This is a genomic window from Escherichia sp. WS2035, assembly GCF_046487065.1.
In the GTDB taxonomy this organism is placed as follows: Bacteria; Pseudomonadota; Gammaproteobacteria; order Enterobacterales; family Enterobacteriaceae; genus Escherichia; species Escherichia coli.
The window spans coordinates 267,129-286,225 of sequence record NZ_JBJQKD010000002.1 but is presented as its reverse complement, the minus strand read 5'-3'; the positions used below and the strand labels follow the sequence as shown (position 1 = coordinate 286,225).

The window sequence follows — 19,097 nt, the reverse complement described above, 5'->3', positions numbered from 1 at the left end:
CCGTCCTTATTCCGCACAGCCGTAGCGATAGGCGCGCAAAACATCATAAATTTTATCCATAATAAGCTGATGCGGTATTGCTGATAATTCCCCGGACTGAATGCGTTCAAATTGTTTCGGAAGATACTGACTAATCATGCCCAGTGGGATGTCTACGCCTTCCAGATTCACCATCATCGTTTCGACGCTATTTTTAATCCGGCTATGCGGCCAGTAATAACGAATACGATCCGACAGGCTGTAACGAATATCCAGTAATGAATCGTTAAAACCCGTGCGATAATATTTCTTCCAGTACTGCGGTTCGTCGAGCATCACTTCTTCAATTACCGCCAGGCAACCACTGCTATTTTCGGGGGCGATAAGTTCCTGCTCAATTTGCGCCAGCGCAAATATCGCCTCGCGTAACGCAAAGGTTAATGCCGGACCGACTTTCAAAATTGCAAAATGATCGCGAACTAATTCCCGATAGGCCGCCTGAGTCTGGTAATCGGTGGAATGCGCTTCATAAACCATTTTGGTTTTTTCTATCCATTGCGCCAACGCCTGAGCTTCTTGCGCCTGATAATGAATAATATTGCTATGGTCAAATTCCACACCAGGCTGCACCACGATGGCAATCACGCGTGTTAACGCCTCTGCCAGACCGCGGGCAATAAACGCTTTTTGATGCGTGCGTAAAGTATTGGCGGCATCTTCAACCTGGGTGATGTGTACTGACTGAATGGCGCTGGCCTCACCGCCCGGGACCGGAACTTCAGTGCCAATGACATAGTTCAGTTGCTCACGCTGGCAATCAGTCGCCACACTTTCCGCCGCCAGACAAAGCACAGCGGCACGTTCAGCAACCGTTTCTGGCGCTAACGGTATGGAATCGTCAGCGCAGGACATTGACGCATCAAGATGAATTTTACTGAAGCCGGCACGAACATATGCCTTTACCAGCTCGACGGATTTTTCCATCGCCGCATCCGCATTTTCTTGCTGCCAGCAGTTTGGTCCCAGATGGTCGCCGCCGAGAATAATACGCTCACGAGCAAATCCGACTTTATCGGCAATAGCAAAAACAAATTCGCGAAAGTCTGCCGGTGTCATTCCGGTATAACCGCCAAATTGATTGACCTGGTTTGACGTTGCTTCAATCAGCACTTTACGCGTGCTGTTGCGATCAAATGCCAGCGCCGCTTCGATAACCAACGGATGTGCAGAACAGACTGAACATATGCCAATATGTTCACCAGCTTTATGCCGGGCAATTAACGTTTTCATGTTTTTTCCTTGTTAAATGGCAGGTGCGTTATGCCCTGCCCTCGCAGCCACAATCGGCAATCACTTTGCTCACCACATCGCGCATTGCAGATTTAGCCGACTGCAAATAATCACGGGGATCGGTCGCTTCGGGGTGCTCGGTCAGGTAATTTTTTAACGCCTGCGAGAAGGCATTTTTCAGCTCCGTTGCAACGTTGATTTTGCATATCCCCAGTTTGATGGTTTGCTGAATATCCTTAGTCGATAATCCTGACGCGCCATGCAGCACCAGCGGTAAATTCACCCACTGGCGAATGTTCTCCAGTCGAGAAAAATCAAGCGCCGGTGCTCTGGCATACATACCGTGAGCCGTGCCGATGGCGACCGCCAGGGAATCAATCCCGGTTGCCTCGGCAAATTCACGCGCCTGAACGGGGTTGGTGTACAACGCATCTGCTTCATTGACTTGCACATCATCTTCCTGGCCGCCAAGTTGCCCCAGCTCCGCTTCGACGCTGACATCAAAGCGATGGCAAAAATCCACCACCTCTTTGACCCGTGAAATATTTTGCGCAAAAGGCAAATGCGAGGCGTCAATCATGACTGAGCGCACGCCAGAACGAACCTTCTGAGCGATATCGTCAAATTTTGTGTGATGGTCGAGATGAATCGCCAGTGGATGGTGATATTGCTTCGCCATCGCGCTGACCAGCGCCATCAGATTTTCTGTACCGGCATGAGTAAATGTGCCGGGCGTTCCGGCGATGATGACCGGCGCATGCATGCTGGCAGCGGTTTCCACCACCACTTGCATCGTTTCGAGATTGTGAATATTGAATGCCGGAACCGCATAACCGCCGCGCTGCGCGTTGTTCAGCATCTGCTTTGTCGATACCACGTACATTTTCACATCCTGTCATTTGTTTTCGATTTCAAAATATAATGAAATTATTTGTTTTCAAATGTCGAGATAACGATCACAAAAACGACAATGTGAAAATTAATCAGAATGACAGGCAAAAAAAACGGCCTCCCGGGGGAAGCCGTAACGAAGTGCGCGTGTTTTTATGCCGGATGCAACGTAAACGCCTTTTCCGTCCTACGGGGTGGTTCTGTTCGTATGAGGCGCATCAGGCGATAGTAATTTTACTATCGAGATAAACGTCCTGTACGGCGTTAATCAGTTTCACGCCGTCAGCCATCGATTTCTTGAACGCCTTACGTCCAAGAATCAGCCCCATTCCGCCTGCGCGTTTGTTGATAACCGCAGTACGCACTGCATCGCTGAGGTCAGTTTCACCGCCTGCAGCACCGCCGGAGTTTATCAACCCGGCCCGGCCCATATAGCAGTTAGCTAACTGATAACGCACCAGGTCAATCGGGTTTTCACTGGTCAGTTTGCTGTAGACTCGATCGTCGGTATAACCGTAATTAATCGCTTTATAGCCGCCGTTATTTTCCGCCATTTTTTGTTTGACGATATCTGCACCTATGGTTGCCGCCAGATGGTTCGCCTGACCGGTCAGGTCGGCGGAAACATGGTAATCAACGCCATCTTTCTTAAAGGCGGAGTTACGCAAATAGGCCCACAGCACTGTCACCATGCCCAGCTCGTGCGCACGTTCAAAAGCCGCAGAACTTTCTTCAATCTGGCGACGTGACTCTTCCGAGCCAAAATAGATAGTCGCACCAACCGCCACCGCGCCCATGTTGAACGCCTGCTCCACGCTGGCATACAGCGTTTGATCGTAGGTATTCGGGTAACTTAGCGTCTCGTTGTGATTAAGTTTGACGAGGAATGGAATGCGATGCGCGTAACGCCGCGATACCGATGCCAGCACGCCGTAAGTTGACGCCACACAGTTACAGCCCGCTTCGATCGCCAGTTCAACAATGTTTTTCGGGTCAAAGTAGAGCGGGTTAGCGGCAAATGAAGCTCCGGCAGAGTGCTCAACGCCCTGGTCAACCGGCAGAATAGAAAGATATCCTGTGCCAGCCAGACGCCCGGTGTTGTACAACGTCTGCATATTACGTAACACCGCTGGCGGGCGATTATTGTCAATCATCACGCGGTCTACGTAGTCATGTCCGGGGAGATAAAGCTGGTCAGAAGGAATAGTCATACAACGGTGCTGTAAAAGGTTGTCGGCGTCTTTGCCAAGCAACTGCGCAATATCTGTCATTACTATGCTCCCGTAAATTCCGATTGGATATCGGCTATGGATTGTCCTGGCCCGCCTTTTGCGGGCAATCATAATCCTGGTCGTTACGGGCGAGTTTTTCCATCTTTTGGATGTTTTTTCAGCGTTTTCTGTTGGCTCGATTCATCAGAAAAAATGTTACCGCGGTCAAGTTTTCACCGCAAAGGTATTTAAAAGGTATTACTAAGTGGTATTGTCATCGCGTACCTTACATTACCTGTCATGAAGGAATTAAAAGATGAAAACAACAGCAAAGCTGTCGTTCATGATGTTTGTTGAATGGTTTATCTGGGGCGCGTGGTTTGTGCCATTGTGGTTGTGGTTAAGTAAAAGCGGTTTTAGTGCCGGAGAAATTGGCTGGTCGTATGCCTGTACCGCCATTGCGGCGATCCTGTCGCCAATTCTGGTTGGCTCCATCACTGACCGCTTTTTCTCGGCGCAGAAAGTGCTGGCGGTATTGATGTTCGCTGGCGCGGTACTGATGTATTTCGCTGCGCAACAGACCACTTTTGCCGGGTTCTTCCCGTTACTGCTGGCCTACTCGCTAACCTATATGCCGACCATTGCGCTGACTAACAGTATCGCTTTTGCCAACGTGCCGGATGTGGAGCGTGATTTCCCACGCATTCGTGTGATGGGCACTATCGGCTGGATTGCCTCTGGTCTGGCATGTGGATTCTTGCCGCAAATGCTGGGTTATGCCGATATCTCACCGACTAACATCCCGCTACTGATTACCGCCGGAAGTTCTGCTCTGCTCGGTGTGTTTGCGTTTTTCCTGCCCGACACGCCGCCAAAAAGCACCGGCAAAATGGATATTAAAGTCATGCTCGGCCTGGATGCGCTGATCCTGCTGCGCGATAAAAACTTCCTCGTCTTTTTCTTCTGTTCATTCCTGTTTGCGATGCCACTGGCGTTCTATTACATCTTTGCCAACGGTTATCTGACCGAAGTTGGCATGAAAAACGCCACTGGCTGGATGACGCTCGGCCAGTTCTCTGAAATCTTCTTTATGCTGGCATTGCCGTTTTTCACTAAACGCTTTGGTATCAAAAAGGTATTGTTGCTTGGTCTGGTCACCGCTGCGATCCGCTATGGCTTCTTTATTTACGGTAGTGCGGATGAATATTTCACCTACGCGTTACTGTTCCTCGGTATTTTGCTGCACGGCGTAAGTTACGATTTTTACTACGTTACCGCTTACATCTATGTCGATAAAAAAGCTCCCGTGCATATGCGTACCGCCGCGCAGGGGCTGATCACGCTCTGCTGCCAGGGCTTCGGCAGTTTGCTCGGCTATCGTCTTGGCGGTGTGATGATGGAAAAGATGTTCGCTTATCAGGAACCGGTAAACGGACTGACTTTCAACTGGGCCGGGATGTGGACTTTCGGCGCGGTGATGATTGCCATTATCGCCGTGCTGTTCATGATTTTTTTCCGCGAATCCGACAACGAAATTACGGCTATCAAGGTCGATGATCGCGATATTGCGTTGACACAAGGGGAAGTTAAATGAAAACAGAACGTATTCTCGGTGCTCTTTATGGGCAGGCGTTAGGGGATGCGATGGGGATGCCCTCCGAGCTTTGGCCGCGCAGTCGCGTCAAAGCACACTTTGGCTGGATTGACCGTTTTCTGCCTGGGCCAAAGGAGAATAACGCGGCCTGTTATTTTAACCGCGCCGAATTCACCGACGATACCTCGATGGCGCTGTGTCTGGCGGATGCGTTACTGGAACGTGAAGGCAAGATCGATCCGGATCTGATTGGGCGTAATATTCTCGGCTGGGCGCTGCGTTTCGACGCCTTTAACAAAAACGTACTAGGTCCGACCTCGAAGATTGCGCTTAACGCCATTCGCGACGGTAAACCCGTTGCTGAACTGGAAAATAACGGCGTGACCAACGGCGCAGCGATGCGCGTCTCGCCATTAGGTTGTTTGCTTCCGGCGCGCGATGTTGATTCCTTTATTGATGATGTGGCGCTGGCCTCCAGCCCGACCCATAAATCCGATCTGGCGGTTGCGGGGGCGGTAGTCATCGCATGGGCGATTTCTCGTGCCATTGACGGAGAAAGCTGGTCAGCGATTGTTGATTCACTGCCTTCAATTGCGCGACATGCTCAACAAAAACGCATCACTACCTTCAGCGCCTCACTGGCAGCACGTCTGGAGATTGCGCTGAAAATTGTGCGCAATGCCGATGGCACCGAATCCGCCAGCGAACAGCTTTACCAGGTCGTTGGCGCAGGTACCAGTACTATTGAGTCCGTTCCGTGCGCCATTGCGCTGGTTGAACTGGCACAAACCGACCCGAACCGTTGCGCCGTCCTGTGCGCTAACCTTGGCGGCGACACAGACACCATCGGTGCTATGGCGACGGCAATTTGCGGCGCGTTGCATGGCGTTAACGCTATCGATCCTGCGTTAAAGGCGGAACTGGATGCAGTAAATCAGCTTGATTTCAACCGCTATGCCACAGCGCTGGCGAAATATCGTCAACAACGGGAGGCGATATGAGCGGCGCTCGATTACACACGCTGCTGCCTGAATTAACCACGCGTCAGCCAGTGATGGTCGTCGGCGCGGCGGTCATTGATGTGATCGCCGACGCTTACGCTCTGCCCTGGCGTGGGTGCGATATCGAACTGAAACAGCAGAGCGTTAACGTTGGCGGCTGCGCACTGAATATTGCCGTGGCGTTAAAGCGCCTCGGCATCGAAGCGGGTAATGCCCTGCCGCTCGGTCAGGGCGTGTGGGCGGAGATTATTCGCAACCGGATGGCGAAAGAGGGGTTAATCAGCCTGATCGATAACGCTGAAGGCGATAACGGCTGGTGTCTGGCGCTGGTTGAGCCGGATGGCGAACGCACTTTTATGTCATTCAGTGGTGTGGAAAATCAGTGGAATCGCGAATGGCTGGCGCGATTAACCGTTGCGCCTGGCAGCCTGCTCTATTTTTCCGGTTATCAACTGGCCTCGCCCTGCGGCGAATTGTTAGTGGAATGGCTGGAAGAGCTGCAAGACGTGACGCCATTTATCGATTTTGGCCCACGTATTGGCGATATCCCGGATGCATTACTGGCGCGGATCATGGCCTGTCGACCTTTAGTGTCACTCAATCGTCAAGAGGCTGAGATTGCCGCCGAACGTTTTGCTTTATCCGCAGAGATAACAACACTTGGCAAGCAATGGCAGGAGAAATTTGCCGCGCCGTTGATCGTTCGTCTCGATAAAGAGGGCGCATGGTATTTCAGCAACGACGCTTCTGGCTGCATTCCGGCATTTCCAACGCAAGTTGTAGACACCATTGGGGCGGGCGACAGTCATGCCGGCGGCGTACTTGCCGGGCTGGCCTCTGGTCTGCCACTGGCGGATGCCGTATTACTGGGCAATGCAGTGGCGTCGTGGGTTGTCGGGCATCGGGGCGGTGATTGTGCGCCAACGCGCGAGGAACTACTCCTCGCACACAAAAACGTATAGATCGCTGCGACAGTGGCTGATGCTGTACTCAATAGGCCGTTGCTGTTGGTCAAGCGCCACTTGCTTGATCACCAGCACCGGTATTTTGCTATCTAACTGAATATGTGACTGAAACTCGGCATCCGGCATCCGGGCGCTAACGCGGGAACGCGTACGTTGTGGGTAAATGTGCTGGCTGCGGAAGTAGTCATAAAGAGAAATCCCGATGGCATCAACATCATGAATTAAATGTGCCGGAACCCACGATTCCTCAATCGATACCGCCTCTTCATCGACATAGCGAATACGCTTAAGCAAAAAAACATCACTTCCTGCCTCGACCGCCAGCTGCTGCGCGACGTCTTCGGGACATTTCACGACACGCTTGTTAACCCATAGCGTATCGGGCTTTTTCCCGCGCAACACCACCTGCTGAGAAAAACCTCGCGCTTCTTTCAACGAGTATTCGAAGATGTTGTTGATCTGCGTGCCGTAACCACGCGAACGCGTCACCACGCCCTCTTCTTCCAGCGACTGCATCGCCTTGCGCACCGTAATGCGCGAAACGCCGGTTAACTGACTTAAATCACGCTCACCGGGCAAAATATTGCCATGCTCCAGCACCCCGCTGCGCACGGCATTTTTTACCGTTTCGGCAAACTTAATATAAAGCGGCGTGTTATCCGCCGCTAAAATACGCTCGTTCAGTTGGGCAATCAGCTGGGTATGCGCTTGTTCCATTTGTCTTTTTCCTGCCGGGGAATCTGGTGGGAGTATATCACTGCTTCTTATTTAAGGCGTTTCTTTAATCCCATCAACGAATCCCTGCAACTCCTCCTCTGTGCCATTAAACACATTAAAATCCACCGGACCATTAATGCCATCGACCTGTCCACGGTCGGAATGCTGCCAGAAGCGCCAGGCCATGCCGTCATTGTCCGGGCGACGTTGATAATAGTGAGCCACCCACCACGGATATTCATTGAAATAGCCCGCCAGATTGGTGTGATAAAAAACGGCTCCTGAGTAAATAATCGGCTTTTTTCCCGTACGTTTTTCGACCATTTTTAGCCACTGACTTACCCGCTTGCGTAATTCTTTTGCCGATAATTTTCCTCGCTCTTCTACGTCCAGTACCGCAGGGAAATCGCCTTGTGAGAAATCCACCGTTTGCAGAAATAATCGCGCCTGAACTGAAGCGGATACTGACGGGGAGAAATAATGATACGCCCCGCGCAGCAGGCCATTTTCCCGGCTTAGTTGCCAGTTACGCGAAAAATAGGGGTCCACCAGCTTTTCGCCTTCCGTCGCCTTAATAAAAGCAAACTGTAAGCGGATACCGTTGTCGCGCATTTTTGCCACCCGCTGCCAGTCGATCCGCTCCTGCCAGCGCGAAACATCTATTCCGTGAATGGTGTAACTGGCAGGAATGCGAATAGCGAAAGATTTAACCGGGCGATAACCGTAGAAGTGGATGTAGTCTTTAATCTGAATTGCTGTCGAATAGAAAAAATTCACCGTCTGACGCGGATAAATTGCAACGATGGAAATTAGCCCAAGAGCGCATAATAAAACGGTGAATTTTTTTCGACTGGTGATTCTCAACTGCATTGGTTTCATCCCTGAATGTCAGCACCAAAGGCTGACAATAACCAAAGCAGCTATAGTACGGTGCTCACCACCAGGCGTGGAAGTGGTGAACCGGACCAATACCGTGACCAACTTCCAGCGTGTCGGCCTGGGCTAATGCCGATGAAAGCCAGCTTTTTGCCTCCTGTACGGTGTCAGCCCAGTTTGTATGGCGCGGGCGCAGTGCAGCCAACGCCGCAGAGAGCGTACAACCAGTGCCGTGAGTGTTTTTGGTCATAATGCGCTGTGCGGTAAACCGTTGTTCACCCTCGCGGGTAAACAGCCAGTCCGGGCTTTGCTCATCATCCAGATGACCACCTTTCATTAGCACTGCGCCACAGCCCATCGCCAACAGCGATCGCCCTTGTTCCAGCATTTCCTGTTCGGTGCGCGCGTGTGGCGCGTCGAGCAAGGCGGCTGCTTCGGGCAAGTTTGGCGTTATTAATGAAACCTGTGGCAATAATCGACTGCGTAGCGTGGCAACTGCCGAAGGTGAAAGCAGCGGGTCGCCGCTTTTTGCCAGCATAACGGTGTCGAGTACCACGTTTTGGATCTGATAACGTTGCAACCGTTCTGCCACCGCTTCAACAATATCGGTTTCCGCCAACATACCGATTTTAGTGGTGTCGATTCGCACATCGCTGAACACCGAATCGAGCTGGGCGGCGACAAAATCAGGCTCAATGCGATACACCGACTGTACACCACGGGTATTTTGCGCCACCAGTGCAGTAATAACTGAGCAACCATAAGCGCCAAGTGCCGAGAAGGTTTTAAGATCGGCCTGAATCCCCGCACCACCACTCGGATCAGTACCGGCAATCGTCAGAGCGTTAATTCGTTTCATGCCTGCACCTCCTGCGTCAATTGCCAGAGCGCATCAAGGAAATGTGGAACAAAACTGCCTGGCCCCTCGCTTCTGGCGACTGCGCGTTCTCCGGCTTGTTTCATCCAGTGACAGGCAGATGCGATATTTTCCAGCGTATCGCCTGGTAGCGCACAACAGGCAGCGACAACCGCCGATAGTGCACAGCCAGTTCCTACCACTTTGGTCATTAACGGATCGCCACCGTGAATGCCAATGATACGATGTCCATCGGTAACATAATCCACCTCGCCAGTGACCACGACGATTGCGCCAGTTTCCCGTGCCAGTGTTTGTGCAGCAGGTATCGCGTTAGCTGCGGCATCAGTGGTATCCACTCCCCGTCCACCATTAGCAACGCCAGCTGATGCCATGATTTCCGAAGCATTACCACGTATGGCGGTTGGCTTATGGGACAGAAGTTCCAGACAAAAACGGCGGCGATAATCGAGCGCACCAACCGCAACCGGATCAAGCGTCCAGGGCGTTTGTGATCGTGTTGCTTGCTCAACGGCAGCACTCATCGCTTGCGCTCGTGGCCGCGTCAGCGTGCCAACGTTAATCAACAAGGCACTGGCGATAGCCGCAAACTGACTGGCCTCTTCGGTTTCGATAACCATCGCTGGCGATGCGCCGAGCGCCAGCAAGGTATTGGCAGTAAAAGTTTGCACCACATCGTTGGTCATGCAGTGCACAAGAGGGGAATGTTGGTGAAAAAGGTGTAACGCGTGCGCAGATTGCGCTGAACTCAGCAGGTCGACTTGCATAGTTTGCTCCTGCCATAACGTGAAGAAGCAATGACCTGGTGGTCCGTGACTTCCCTACGCTGGCATTATCCAGATCAGGTGATACGGGTATTTCTCAGCCTTCACAAAGAAGGGCACCCCGAGTCGTTTGGTTGCGATAATAAATCGCAGAGGAGGATGGTAATGTCCAGCGCACGCGTTGTAAACGGGGAAAAACGGCGGTATTACAATAACGTTGTGAAATTATTTGATATAAGAATCCAGCACCTTCAGAACGACATCCAGATCTTCTTCACGTTTTAGCTCATCCCCCTGGTGAACGATGTGTTCCGTCAGATGGCCTTTAATCACTTCCCGCATCAGACCGTTTACCGCGCCACGGATAGCAGCAATCTGTTGTAAAACTGCAGCGCATTCATGCGGTTCGTCGAGCATTTTCTTGAGCGCCACGACCTGGCCCTGAATCTTACTGGCACGCGCTTTCAGTTTCTGTTTATCACGGATTGTATGAGACATGGCAACACCTGGTTAACAAGAATATGAAAAATCATAGCACTATTAATCTACTGGGGGGTAGTATCAGGTACTGGGGGGGAGTAGAATCAGATTGCCGAATTAATACTAAGAATTATTATCATGACCGAATTTACAACACTTCTTCAGCAAGGAAACGCCTGGTTCTTCATCCCCAGCGCCATCTTACTTGGTGCGCTTCATGGTCTGGAACCGGGGCACTCAAAAACGATGATGGCGGCGTTTATCATCGCCATCAAAGGCACCATTAAACAGGCGGTGATGCTCGGACTGGCAGCAACTATTTCGCATACCGCAGTGGTCTGGTTAATTGCCTTTGGCGGGATGGTGATCAGCAAACGCTTTACTGCTCAATCAGCAGAACCGTGGCTCCAGTTGATTTCCGCAGTGATCATTATTAGCACCGCGTTCTGGATGTTCTGGCGTACCTGGCGCGGCGAACGCAACTGGCTGGAGAATATGCACGAGCATGATCATGAGCATCATCACCACGATCACGAAGATCACCACGACCATGGACATCATCACCATCACGAACATGGCGAGTATCAGGATGCCCATGCACGAGCCCATGCCAATGACATTAAACGACGCTTTGATGGTAGAGAGGTCACCAACTGGCAAATTTTGCTATTTGGCTTAACCGGTGGCCTTATCCCCTGCCCGGCAGCAATTACCGTGCTGTTGATTTGCATTCAGTTGAAAGCCCTGACACTGGGCACAACACTGGTCGTCAGTTTCAGCCTCGGCCTGGCGTTAACGCTTGTCACCGTAGGCGTTGGCGCAGCAATCAGCGTTCAGCAGGTCGCAAAACGCTGGAGCGGATTTAACACTCTCGCTAAACGCGCTCCCTATTTTTCCAGTCTGTTGATTGGCTTAGTTGGTGTGTATATGGGCGTACATGGCTTCATGGGCATAATGCGATAACTCAATCCTTTAGGCTTGCATGTTATCTTCAGCCCAGGATGATTCTTAAATCAGCTATTTCCGCTGACTCTCTGCTCGCTAAGGATGCTTTTAGGGCATCCTTTCATTTACACTTTTTACGAAATCATGGGATCACTAACAAAATATCGCTTGTCAGTTATATTGTATGGCAGGAAAGATATGCGACTGATATTACAGATCCCCAAAGTGGAGAGTTTATGACCATTAAAAATAAGATGTTGCTGGGTGCGCTTTTGCTGGTTACCAGTGCCGCCTGGGCCGCACCAGCCACCGCGGGTTCGACCAATACCTCGGGAATTTCTAAGTATGAGTTAAGCAGTTTCATTGCTGACTTTAAGCATTTCAAACCAGGTGACACCGTCCCAGAGATGTACCGCACCGATGAGTACAACATTAAGCAGTGGCAGTTACGTAACCTGCCCGCGCCTGATGCCGGGACGCACTGGACCTATATGGGTGGCGCGTACGTGTTGATCAGCGACACCGACGGTAAAATCATTAAAGCCTACGACGGTGAGATTTTTTATCATCGCTAAAAAAAAGCCCCCTCGGAGAGAGGGGGGAATGCAGACACCTTAATATTTTTATTATTAGCCACTTGCTCGTCTTGCTTGTTATTAGTCGTATTTCACGTTGATTAATGCGGTTGCCTCCAGTGCGCCAGATTTAACTTTGTTTGTATCGTAGACGTAGTAACTGGCCGTTATCGGAATTGAAACCGTTGTATCTGTAAGTTTTGACTTTGCCGCAATTTCTTTTAAATTTGTATATCCTTTACTGCTGTTAGTGATATTTAAAAGTGTGACTGGCGTACCATTACTTTCAAGAATAAATCCTACGCCATTATCTTCCGCACCTTTCAGGATCGTGTTGCTGTTGGTTAACAAGTCAGAACTTGATAAATACACCTGCATTTTCCGTGATGTTTGATTTTGTTGACCTAATAAATTTTTACAACGCAGAATAATATCCCCTTTTTTACTATTTATTGTTGTTTTGTTACCTGTGGCTGGTAATTGTGAAACGGGAATACTCTCTAACGTAATTAATAAATCGTCCGGTTTGCAGGTTGTGGTTATCGGGTTGTATGACAATGTCAGATTAAAGGAATAGACACCTGCATTTTGTGCCAATGCATTTCTGTAGCTATTTACACATGCATCCCATGACTTACCACCTAATAAACACAGTAGAAATTGTACTGCGGCACTCCCACGTGTCGATGATGAAGCACTGGATAATGTCGCAACTCCATTAATCATCACTGAACCACCGCCCCCCGCAGAAACATTCACTTTTGCATTACTGGCCGCAGGTGTCACCGTTACCGAATAACCACTGGTGAAACTGGTCTGATTATTTGACAATGTAATGTTGTTTTTATTTGTCCATTCAAAATGTAAATTTAATTTAATGGTATCGTTATAAAGTCCAACAATAATATCCGACGGGCTCATAGGGGTGATAGTATTTGTACTCACGCATGACGAATCATTAAAATTATGCTCATATGTCGCCATTTGTGTTTGAGTAAGTGCAAAATCCCCCTGAACAACCAAATTGTGCTGAACAGATAACTCACTATAACATGCCGCATAGCTCACAGGCATAACCATCATCATTAATATAAATAGCATTATGCGAATTTCCATAGAACCACCTGACTATTACTGGCAAATATAATTTTTACTTTCATCAATCTCTTTACCGAAGGTGATTGTGCATGAAAGCCCTTGTTGCTTATCAATTGCCACATTAACCGATGGCGGTACTTCATTGGTGCGAATAAATAACTGGCTTCCCTGGCCGACAACACCAATATTATGACCATGGATATCATTGACTTCATAACCAAACGTTAATGGTTGCCCATCCGCTCTTAATGCTTTTATAAACCATGGCTTGCGCTGATCGGTATCAAAATTAACCAGTACAACCGCGCCGCGATAAGGGGCGGCAATTTTCCGGTTGCCACGTAATTCTGCTTCGCTATCGCTTTGTGACACATCCAACATCAGGTAATTTTCCCGATAAGGTGTCATTCCGTCGTATACCACCACTCCATTACGGTTTGTTGTGCGATATTTTTGCCCATTGACATAAGCATCTTTAATTCCTGGCGCATTCATCACAGCAAACGTTTCAGAAAGACGGTTTGCCAGATTAACGCCACCCGACCAGGCGACAATGCCCCCTGAAACACTGGCTCCAGCCTGTCGATAAGCACTCGACTGACTATAACTGCCATTCACTGTCGCAACCGGCGCGTTCCAGGTTAAATTCGCCCCAGCTGTCGTTTCATTTCCCTGATACTGATAACTCAGGTTGACCCCATAGTTAAACTGATCCCGGCTTCCAACGGTTCCTGATAATCCCGTATTATTTGAGGCAACCCCCTGATCATCAAACGTCGTTGAGTTAGACATATATATTTGCCGACGAGGCGTCGTAACGTCATCACCCCAATCAAAGGGAATCGATATAAAAATATTAAAACGTTTCTCTTCATGATGATTCTCGTCATAAGCATGGCTTGCCGCGAGGGTATAGCTTATCCTTCGCAGGTTGTTGGAATAACTCAACTGATAATCCTTACTGCTGCCGCTACGCCCCCAGTAATCTCGCCATAACGTACTTAAGGACACAGAACCCCAGCCTTCTGGCAATGACTGACTCATATTGGCAGAAAAGCTATTTTTACGGCCAAAATCGTTCTGGTAATAATCGGCAATGTCATAGATATCGTTTTCATCACGGCGATAATTATCTTTATTGTTTGCCCATACGTGATCATTAAATGTCCGATAATCACGCGACGAATAACGCCAGGCCGCCAGACCAAAACGTGTCGACGTTTGGCTCACAAATTTGTTGTAGGCAATTTGATAACTTTGCCCGTCAAACACATCGCCGTTGTCTTGTTTACTATGCGACTTTGTGGCATCGACGGAAATGGCACCAAAGCGTGTATTCCAGCCAGTCCCCAAAGTGAACGCGTAATAATTATTCGCGACCATCGAGCCACCATACAGCGTTAATAAGTTATTAAAACCATACTGATAACCCGCCTGGACAAAATCACTTTGTTTGCTCGCCCCTTCAATATGGCTACGACCCGCCGCAAAATCATATTTCGACACGCCGGGTTGCAGCATATTTGGTACCGCTGCATAAGGCACCAGATAGGTGGTTACCGAACCGTCCGCCTCTTTCACGCTAACATCAAGATCCGCTCCACCACCGGCCAACTGCAAATCTGTAATCGCAAACGGGCCTGGAGGAACCTCTTTCTGATAAACCACAAAACCATTCTGTTCAATAGTTACCAGCGCGTTACTCTGAGCAATCCCCTGCACTCGTGGCGTAAAATTTTGTTTCGAGTTAGGCAACATCTGCATATCACGAAACAACCGCACACCGCTGAAGCGAACAGAATCAAAAATATCGCTTGATGTGTACATATCACCCACACGAAGCGTGCCGAGAAGTTGGGCAAATCCACGTTCCAGATACAGGGTATTGCTCTTCCACACCCCTGGATTGTTATTTGTTTTACTGAAACTGGCATCAGAATGCAGTTGCCACCCCAATAAATTTAACCCGCTGTTAAAACGTACATATGTACTCTTGCTATTACCGGACGCTTTATAATCGCTGTAATACTGACTCATATAATAAGAGGTATAAAACGCATTAATACCCCGCTCCCAGTTTTCAGGTGGTACATAGCCAATTTCCAGTTCTTCCACCCAGGCTTGCGGGACACTGAAATCGAGACGAAAAACTCCGATATCCCAGGTATAGCTCCCGCCCTGAATAAGTTGCTTAAATGTTAAACATTGCTTACCGCTGGCAAAGTTATCGGTATTAATGCCTAACCGCTTGATCATTTCCCTTGATAAACATGTTTCTTGCGGGTTGTCTTTAACAATGATCTCATATTTCCCACGCCATTGCTTATTGACATAAATATCGATGTCATACTGCCCCGGCAAGGGTTGATTATCATCAAGACGAATATTTGCAACCTGCTGGTCTTTCATTCCACCTATCATGAAATGGGTATCAAAGGTTTCTTCAGCTGCATAAGCTTCAATGCCGATCAATAACGCTACGATTGCTGATGCAAGTGGGGTCATTCTCAACATAGGCAGCTCCTGCAATTAAATTTTGTCACTAATATAGTTGCCATGGTCATCGATAATGGTCAGATGCCAGTTATTTGCATTATTACTTTTGACATTAACACTCTGACTTTCTAAGGGGGCAATCATAATAGTTTCATAATTGACTTTGACATTATTAGCTTTGACATCCGAAATCGTCACCCAATTAGCTGAGTCATTTTTTATCACCAATCCATTGCCACTGCGATTTACCAGTAACTTTTTAAAGGTCGCTTTATTTACCGGAGCAATACCCGCTGGCCGGTAAAACAACTTAATTCTGTTTTGCATCGCAAACTTCAGTGCATTCTTACCTTCTTGTTCTGGACTATTTGGTGGAATATCCAGAACATTCAGATAAAAAATACTCTCTTTATTAGTGGGTAGTTTATTCGGCATAATTTTAATTTTTACTTGCTGCCCGGAATTTGCCCCTATTTTTGCCACTGGTGGCGTTAACATGAAAGGAACCTGAATTTTTTCTGGTGGTAATGACGTATCGCCATCATCAATCCACGCCTGCATCAGCGAAGAACGATTTCCCTGGTTCATCAGCTGCACCATCACTTCTTTGTGCTCTGCCGGGTAAATAATACGCGTCCCGTAGATAACAATACCGGCATGTGCAGGAAGGACCATAGAAGAAATGAGTAAAGCTAATAATCCTTTCATCTTAATGCCTCTTAAATTAAAAGGCCGCCATGGGGATAGCGGCCATGTTAATTACCTGAAGAATCTTGCAATTTTATTTATTAATCCTGCGCCACACGCATAACCAGGGAAGATAACACATCACCTGAATTCACTGAGTTATCTGTCAGTTTCAGGTATTTTGCTTTAAACGGAATGGCATATTGACCGTCCGCTATTTTATAACTCTCGATGTTGAAAGGTGCAGAAACATCCAGGACATCGCTGTTATCACCTAAATAGAGATAATAACCCACGGTATCGTTGCTACTGGCTATCGCCTTATCGTTTCCGGTTATTTTATCGTTGGTAATCAACGAGAGTTTTACACCAGCAACTTCTTTCGGACAGCTAATTTTTAACATGCTGCTGGTTACACCGACTGCATCATCATAGGTCGAGTATTTAGCTTTACCTTCAAAGACAGTGGTTGGTACAGTTGGCATATTAATACTTACTGAATCGCCACCCGCTTCGAATTTACACGGAGATTCTGCAATATTCCCTTTAATGGTTAATGTTCCGGTATCAACGTCTGCGGCAAATACCCCAGCGCTCATAAAAAAAGAAGAAAAAACAGCGGCAGCAATAATTGAACGTTTCATAATATGCTCCTTAATAAAATCTATTTTTGGTTGTTAAGAGTCTGTATCTCTTGGAAACAAATTTCTCACACCAAAAAAGTTGCCGCAATGTAAACACATTGTTTTATTGATTTAAAGCAAATTAACTATTGCAATATAAATACAACAAATACTTAAGCACATTAAATATTTATCAAATCTATTAATTAATGTGGATTTCTATAAATTGTATTATTAATATCAATAAAAAAGCTTAAACCATTCATGTAAATGATTTAAGCTTTCTAAATCCGATTAAAACCAGGGTGGCAAATTAATCGTAGCGATTTAACACGATTCGACGTTTGCTATCGCTATCTGCAGCAATCACTTCCGTCGTTACACCTTTAACTGGCGAAGAAACCTGATGACGGGTATCAACATTATACGTTAACTGACCACAATGCTGTTGAGGTTGACCATTAACCATAGCCATACTGCATGTCGGGGGACTGATCCTACCATTAATCGTTAATGTGGCAGTTTCTGAAGAGAACGCGGGAGAAGCCAATCCATAGGCAAGAAAAATAATTCCTGACAGCCAGTACTTATTCATTGAACGTTATCCCTGTAGTAAAGGTTATGCCTGGAAAGAATGAGTGCATAACAAACTATAGCTGTACATCCACTACACAGCCACGAAGGATGATAATGAAGCATCGCCGGTACGATCAATCGACTTTGTAGAGTTTCGGACGAAGGTCCGCAGAATATTCGCAACATTAAATAAGTGTTCATTAATGTTGCAAAAACAAATACACCGCATCAATGTAACATCTCTGCGGTGTATGAAGAATAACCAGAATGGTTAATACGCGTTAGACCGCGCGGAAGGAAATCTCGCCAGGAATGACTTCACCCTGCCAGTAGAGCTGAGCTGCAACGCGGTCAGCCAGCTGGCGGTAGATAGCGGTAAATTCGCTCTCAGGACGGCTGATAACCGTTGGCGTGCCTTTATCGAGATCCTCACGTAAGGAGATGTGTAACGGCATCTGCCCCAGCAGCTGCGTGTGGTATTTCTCGGCCAGTTTCTCTGCACCACCGGTACCGAAAATCGGCTCATGGTGACCACAGTTACTGCAAATATGCACACTCATGTTCTCGACAATACCGAGCACCGGAACCTCGACTTTCTCGAACATCACAATGCCTTTTTTCGCATCGATCAACGCGATGTCCTGCGGGGTGGTGACCACTACCGCGCCAGTTACTGGAATGTTTTGTGCCAGTGTCAATTGAATGTCACCGGTACCTGGCGGCATATCAAGCACCAGATAGTCGAGATCCGGCCACAAGGTTTCCTGCAACATTTGCATTAACGCCTTGCTCGCCATTGGGCCACGCCACACCATCGCATTGTCGTCAGTGACCAGATAACCAATTGAATTGGTTGCCAGGCCATGAGACATAATCGGTGCCATATGGGTACCGTCCGGCGAAGTTGGACGCTGATTTTCTGCGCCCAGCATGGTAGGGATTGATGGGCCGTAGATATCGGCGTCCAGAATGCCGACTTTCGCCCCTTCTGCCGCCAGTGCCAACGCCAGGTTTACCGCCGTGGAGGATTTACCCACGCCACCTTTACCGGAACTGACCGCGATAATGTTCTTCACGCCGTTAATTCCCGGCTGATTCTTCACGCGTTTCAGAGTGGCTATGTTATGCGACAGTTTCCAGTCGATAGCTTTCGCTCCGGTGATGCGCAGCAGTTCGGCGCTACATTGCTCTTTTAACTCTTCGAACGCGCTATGCCAGACGAATGGCATGACCAGTTCCACATGCAGCGTGTCGTCCATCCAGGCGACATGGTGCAACGCTTTCAGCGTTGTGAGGTTATGCTTCAGGGTTGGGTGCTGAAAATTGGCCAGTGTCCCGGCGACCATTGCGCGCAAGGCTTCTGGTGATTTGGCCTGGGATTGTTCGTTCATCCCGACTCCTTTTTTGTATAGATAAACCATCAGCTGATAGTTTACCTGAAGAATATAGAGA

At 48.4% G+C, this 19,097-nt stretch carries 19 protein-coding genes and 1 riboswitch; of the genes, 5 read left to right on the top strand and 14 right to left on the bottom strand.

What is annotated here, in order from left to right; translation table 11 throughout:
* Window positions 1-6: 6 nt before the first annotated feature.
* From gatZ to fbaB, 3 genes are all read right to left on the bottom strand, one after another.
* Window positions 7-1,269 (bottom strand): tagatose-bisphosphate aldolase subunit GatZ, encoded by a 1,263-nt coding sequence (gene gatZ / locus ACJHX4_RS06055; RefSeq protein WP_000853832.1) that lies wholly within the window; start codon window positions 1,267-1,269, stop codon window positions 7-9.
* A 28-nt stretch (window positions 1,270-1,297) separates the two neighbouring features.
* Window positions 1,298-2,152 (bottom strand): tagatose-bisphosphate aldolase subunit GatY, encoded by an 855-nt coding sequence (gatY, locus tag ACJHX4_RS06050; RefSeq protein ID WP_000289802.1) that lies wholly within the window; start codon window positions 2,150-2,152, stop codon window positions 1,298-1,300.
* 226 nt (window positions 2,153-2,378) lie between these two features.
* On the bottom strand, window positions 2,379-3,431 hold the full coding sequence (gene fbaB / locus ACJHX4_RS06045; RefSeq protein ID WP_000129562.1) for a class I fructose-bisphosphate aldolase: 1,053 nt from the start codon (window positions 3,429-3,431) through the stop codon (window positions 2,379-2,381).
* A 256-nt stretch (window positions 3,432-3,687) separates the two neighbouring features.
* On the opposite strand from fbaB, the gene ACJHX4_RS06040 reads away from it, so the two are divergent.
* The 3 genes from ACJHX4_RS06040 to ACJHX4_RS06030 are packed head-to-tail and all read left to right on the top strand — an operon-like array spanning window position 3,688 to window position 6,928.
* Entirely contained in the window at window positions 3,688-4,965 is a 1,278-nt protein-coding gene (locus ACJHX4_RS06040) for a nucleoside permease (RefSeq protein WP_000858523.1), read from the top strand.
* Window positions 4,962-5,966: an ADP-ribosylglycohydrolase family protein gene (locus ACJHX4_RS06035; protein ID WP_000846228.1), complete on the top strand. Its 1,005-nt coding sequence runs from the start codon at window positions 4,962-4,964 to the stop codon at window positions 5,964-5,966. The genes ACJHX4_RS06040 and ACJHX4_RS06035 overlap by 4 nt, the downstream gene beginning before the upstream one ends.
* On the top strand, window positions 5,963-6,928 hold the full coding sequence (locus ACJHX4_RS06030; RefSeq protein WP_000011972.1) for a carbohydrate kinase family protein: 966 nt from the start codon (window positions 5,963-5,965) through the stop codon (window positions 6,926-6,928). Before ACJHX4_RS06035 ends, ACJHX4_RS06030 begins: the two co-directional genes overlap by 4 nt.
* On the opposite strand, the gene ACJHX4_RS06025 is transcribed toward ACJHX4_RS06030, so the two are convergent.
* The 5 genes from ACJHX4_RS06025 to rcnR form a co-directional block, all read right to left on the bottom strand.
* Window positions 6,902-7,648, bottom strand: coding sequence for a GntR family transcriptional regulator (locus tag ACJHX4_RS06025; protein ID WP_000434047.1), 747 nt, complete (start codon window positions 7,646-7,648; stop codon window positions 6,902-6,904). The genes ACJHX4_RS06030 and ACJHX4_RS06025 overlap by 27 nt on opposite strands.
* 51 nt (window positions 7,649-7,699) lie before the next feature.
* Window positions 7,700-8,518 carry a glycoside hydrolase family 25 protein gene (locus ACJHX4_RS06020; protein WP_001296225.1) on the bottom strand — a complete coding sequence of 273 codons (819 nt, stop codon included), beginning with the start codon at window positions 8,516-8,518 and terminating at the stop codon, window positions 7,700-7,702.
* A gap of 64 nt (window positions 8,519-8,582) precedes the next feature.
* Window positions 8,583-9,383 carry a bifunctional hydroxymethylpyrimidine kinase/phosphomethylpyrimidine kinase gene (gene thiD / locus ACJHX4_RS06015; RefSeq protein WP_000822280.1) on the bottom strand — a complete coding sequence of 267 codons (801 nt, stop codon included), beginning with the start codon at window positions 9,381-9,383 and terminating at the stop codon, window positions 8,583-8,585.
* Window positions 9,380-10,168, bottom strand: a complete 789-nt coding sequence (thiM, locus tag ACJHX4_RS06010; protein ID WP_001195621.1) for a hydroxyethylthiazole kinase — start codon at window positions 10,166-10,168, stop codon at window positions 9,380-9,382. Before thiM ends, thiD begins: the two co-directional genes overlap by 4 nt.
* 34 nt (window positions 10,169-10,202) lie before the next feature.
* Window positions 10,203-10,299, bottom strand: a riboswitch (TPP riboswitch).
* A 91-nt stretch (window positions 10,300-10,390) separates the two neighbouring features.
* Window positions 10,391-10,663: a Ni(II)/Co(II)-binding transcriptional repressor RcnR gene (gene rcnR / locus ACJHX4_RS06005; RefSeq protein ID WP_000019944.1), complete on the bottom strand. Its 273-nt coding sequence runs from the start codon at window positions 10,661-10,663 to the stop codon at window positions 10,391-10,393.
* Between the two features lie 120 nt (window positions 10,664-10,783).
* On the opposite strand from rcnR, the gene rcnA reads away from it, so the two are divergent.
* Together rcnA and rcnB are read left to right on the top strand one after the other, a co-directional pair.
* Window positions 10,784-11,608, top strand: coding sequence for a nickel/cobalt efflux protein RcnA (gene rcnA / locus ACJHX4_RS06000; protein ID WP_000134616.1), 825 nt, complete (start codon window positions 10,784-10,786; stop codon window positions 11,606-11,608).
* Between the two features lie 218 nt (window positions 11,609-11,826).
* On the top strand, window positions 11,827-12,165 hold the full coding sequence (rcnB, locus tag ACJHX4_RS05995) for a Ni(II)/Co(II) efflux transporter accessory subunit RcnB (protein ID WP_000153067.1): 339 nt from the start codon (window positions 11,827-11,829) through the stop codon (window positions 12,163-12,165).
* A gap of 81 nt (window positions 12,166-12,246) precedes the next feature.
* On the opposite strand, the gene ACJHX4_RS05990 is transcribed toward rcnB, so the two are convergent.
* The 6 genes from ACJHX4_RS05990 to apbC form a co-directional block, all read right to left on the bottom strand.
* The gene (locus tag ACJHX4_RS05990; RefSeq protein ID WP_000405718.1) at window positions 12,247-13,281 is read right to left on the bottom strand and encodes a putative fimbrial-like adhesin protein; all 1,035 of its coding nucleotides are present in this window, start codon (window positions 13,279-13,281) and stop codon (window positions 12,247-12,249) included.
* 15 nt (window positions 13,282-13,296) lie between these two features.
* Window positions 13,297-15,777 carry a fimbrial biogenesis outer membrane usher protein gene (locus ACJHX4_RS05985; protein ID WP_000945369.1) on the bottom strand — a complete coding sequence of 827 codons (2,481 nt, stop codon included), beginning with the start codon at window positions 15,775-15,777 and terminating at the stop codon, window positions 13,297-13,299.
* A 15-nt stretch (window positions 15,778-15,792) separates the two neighbouring features.
* The gene (locus ACJHX4_RS05980; RefSeq protein WP_000677331.1) at window positions 15,793-16,467 is read right to left on the bottom strand and encodes a fimbria/pilus periplasmic chaperone; all 675 of its coding nucleotides are present in this window, start codon (window positions 16,465-16,467) and stop codon (window positions 15,793-15,795) included.
* An 80-nt stretch (window positions 16,468-16,547) separates the two neighbouring features.
* Window positions 16,548-17,090: a fimbrial protein gene (locus tag ACJHX4_RS05975; RefSeq protein ID WP_000830464.1), complete on the bottom strand. Its 543-nt coding sequence runs from the start codon at window positions 17,088-17,090 to the stop codon at window positions 16,548-16,550.
* Between the two features lie 292 nt (window positions 17,091-17,382).
* On the bottom strand, window positions 17,383-17,664 hold the full coding sequence (locus ACJHX4_RS05970; protein ID WP_001046487.1) for a YehE family protein: 282 nt from the start codon (window positions 17,662-17,664) through the stop codon (window positions 17,383-17,385).
* 262 nt (window positions 17,665-17,926) lie between these two features.
* Window positions 17,927-19,036 (bottom strand): iron-sulfur cluster carrier protein ApbC, encoded by a 1,110-nt coding sequence (gene apbC, locus ACJHX4_RS05965; RefSeq protein ID WP_001005448.1) that lies wholly within the window; start codon window positions 19,034-19,036, stop codon window positions 17,927-17,929.
* Between the last annotated feature and the right edge of the window lie 61 nt (window positions 19,037-19,097).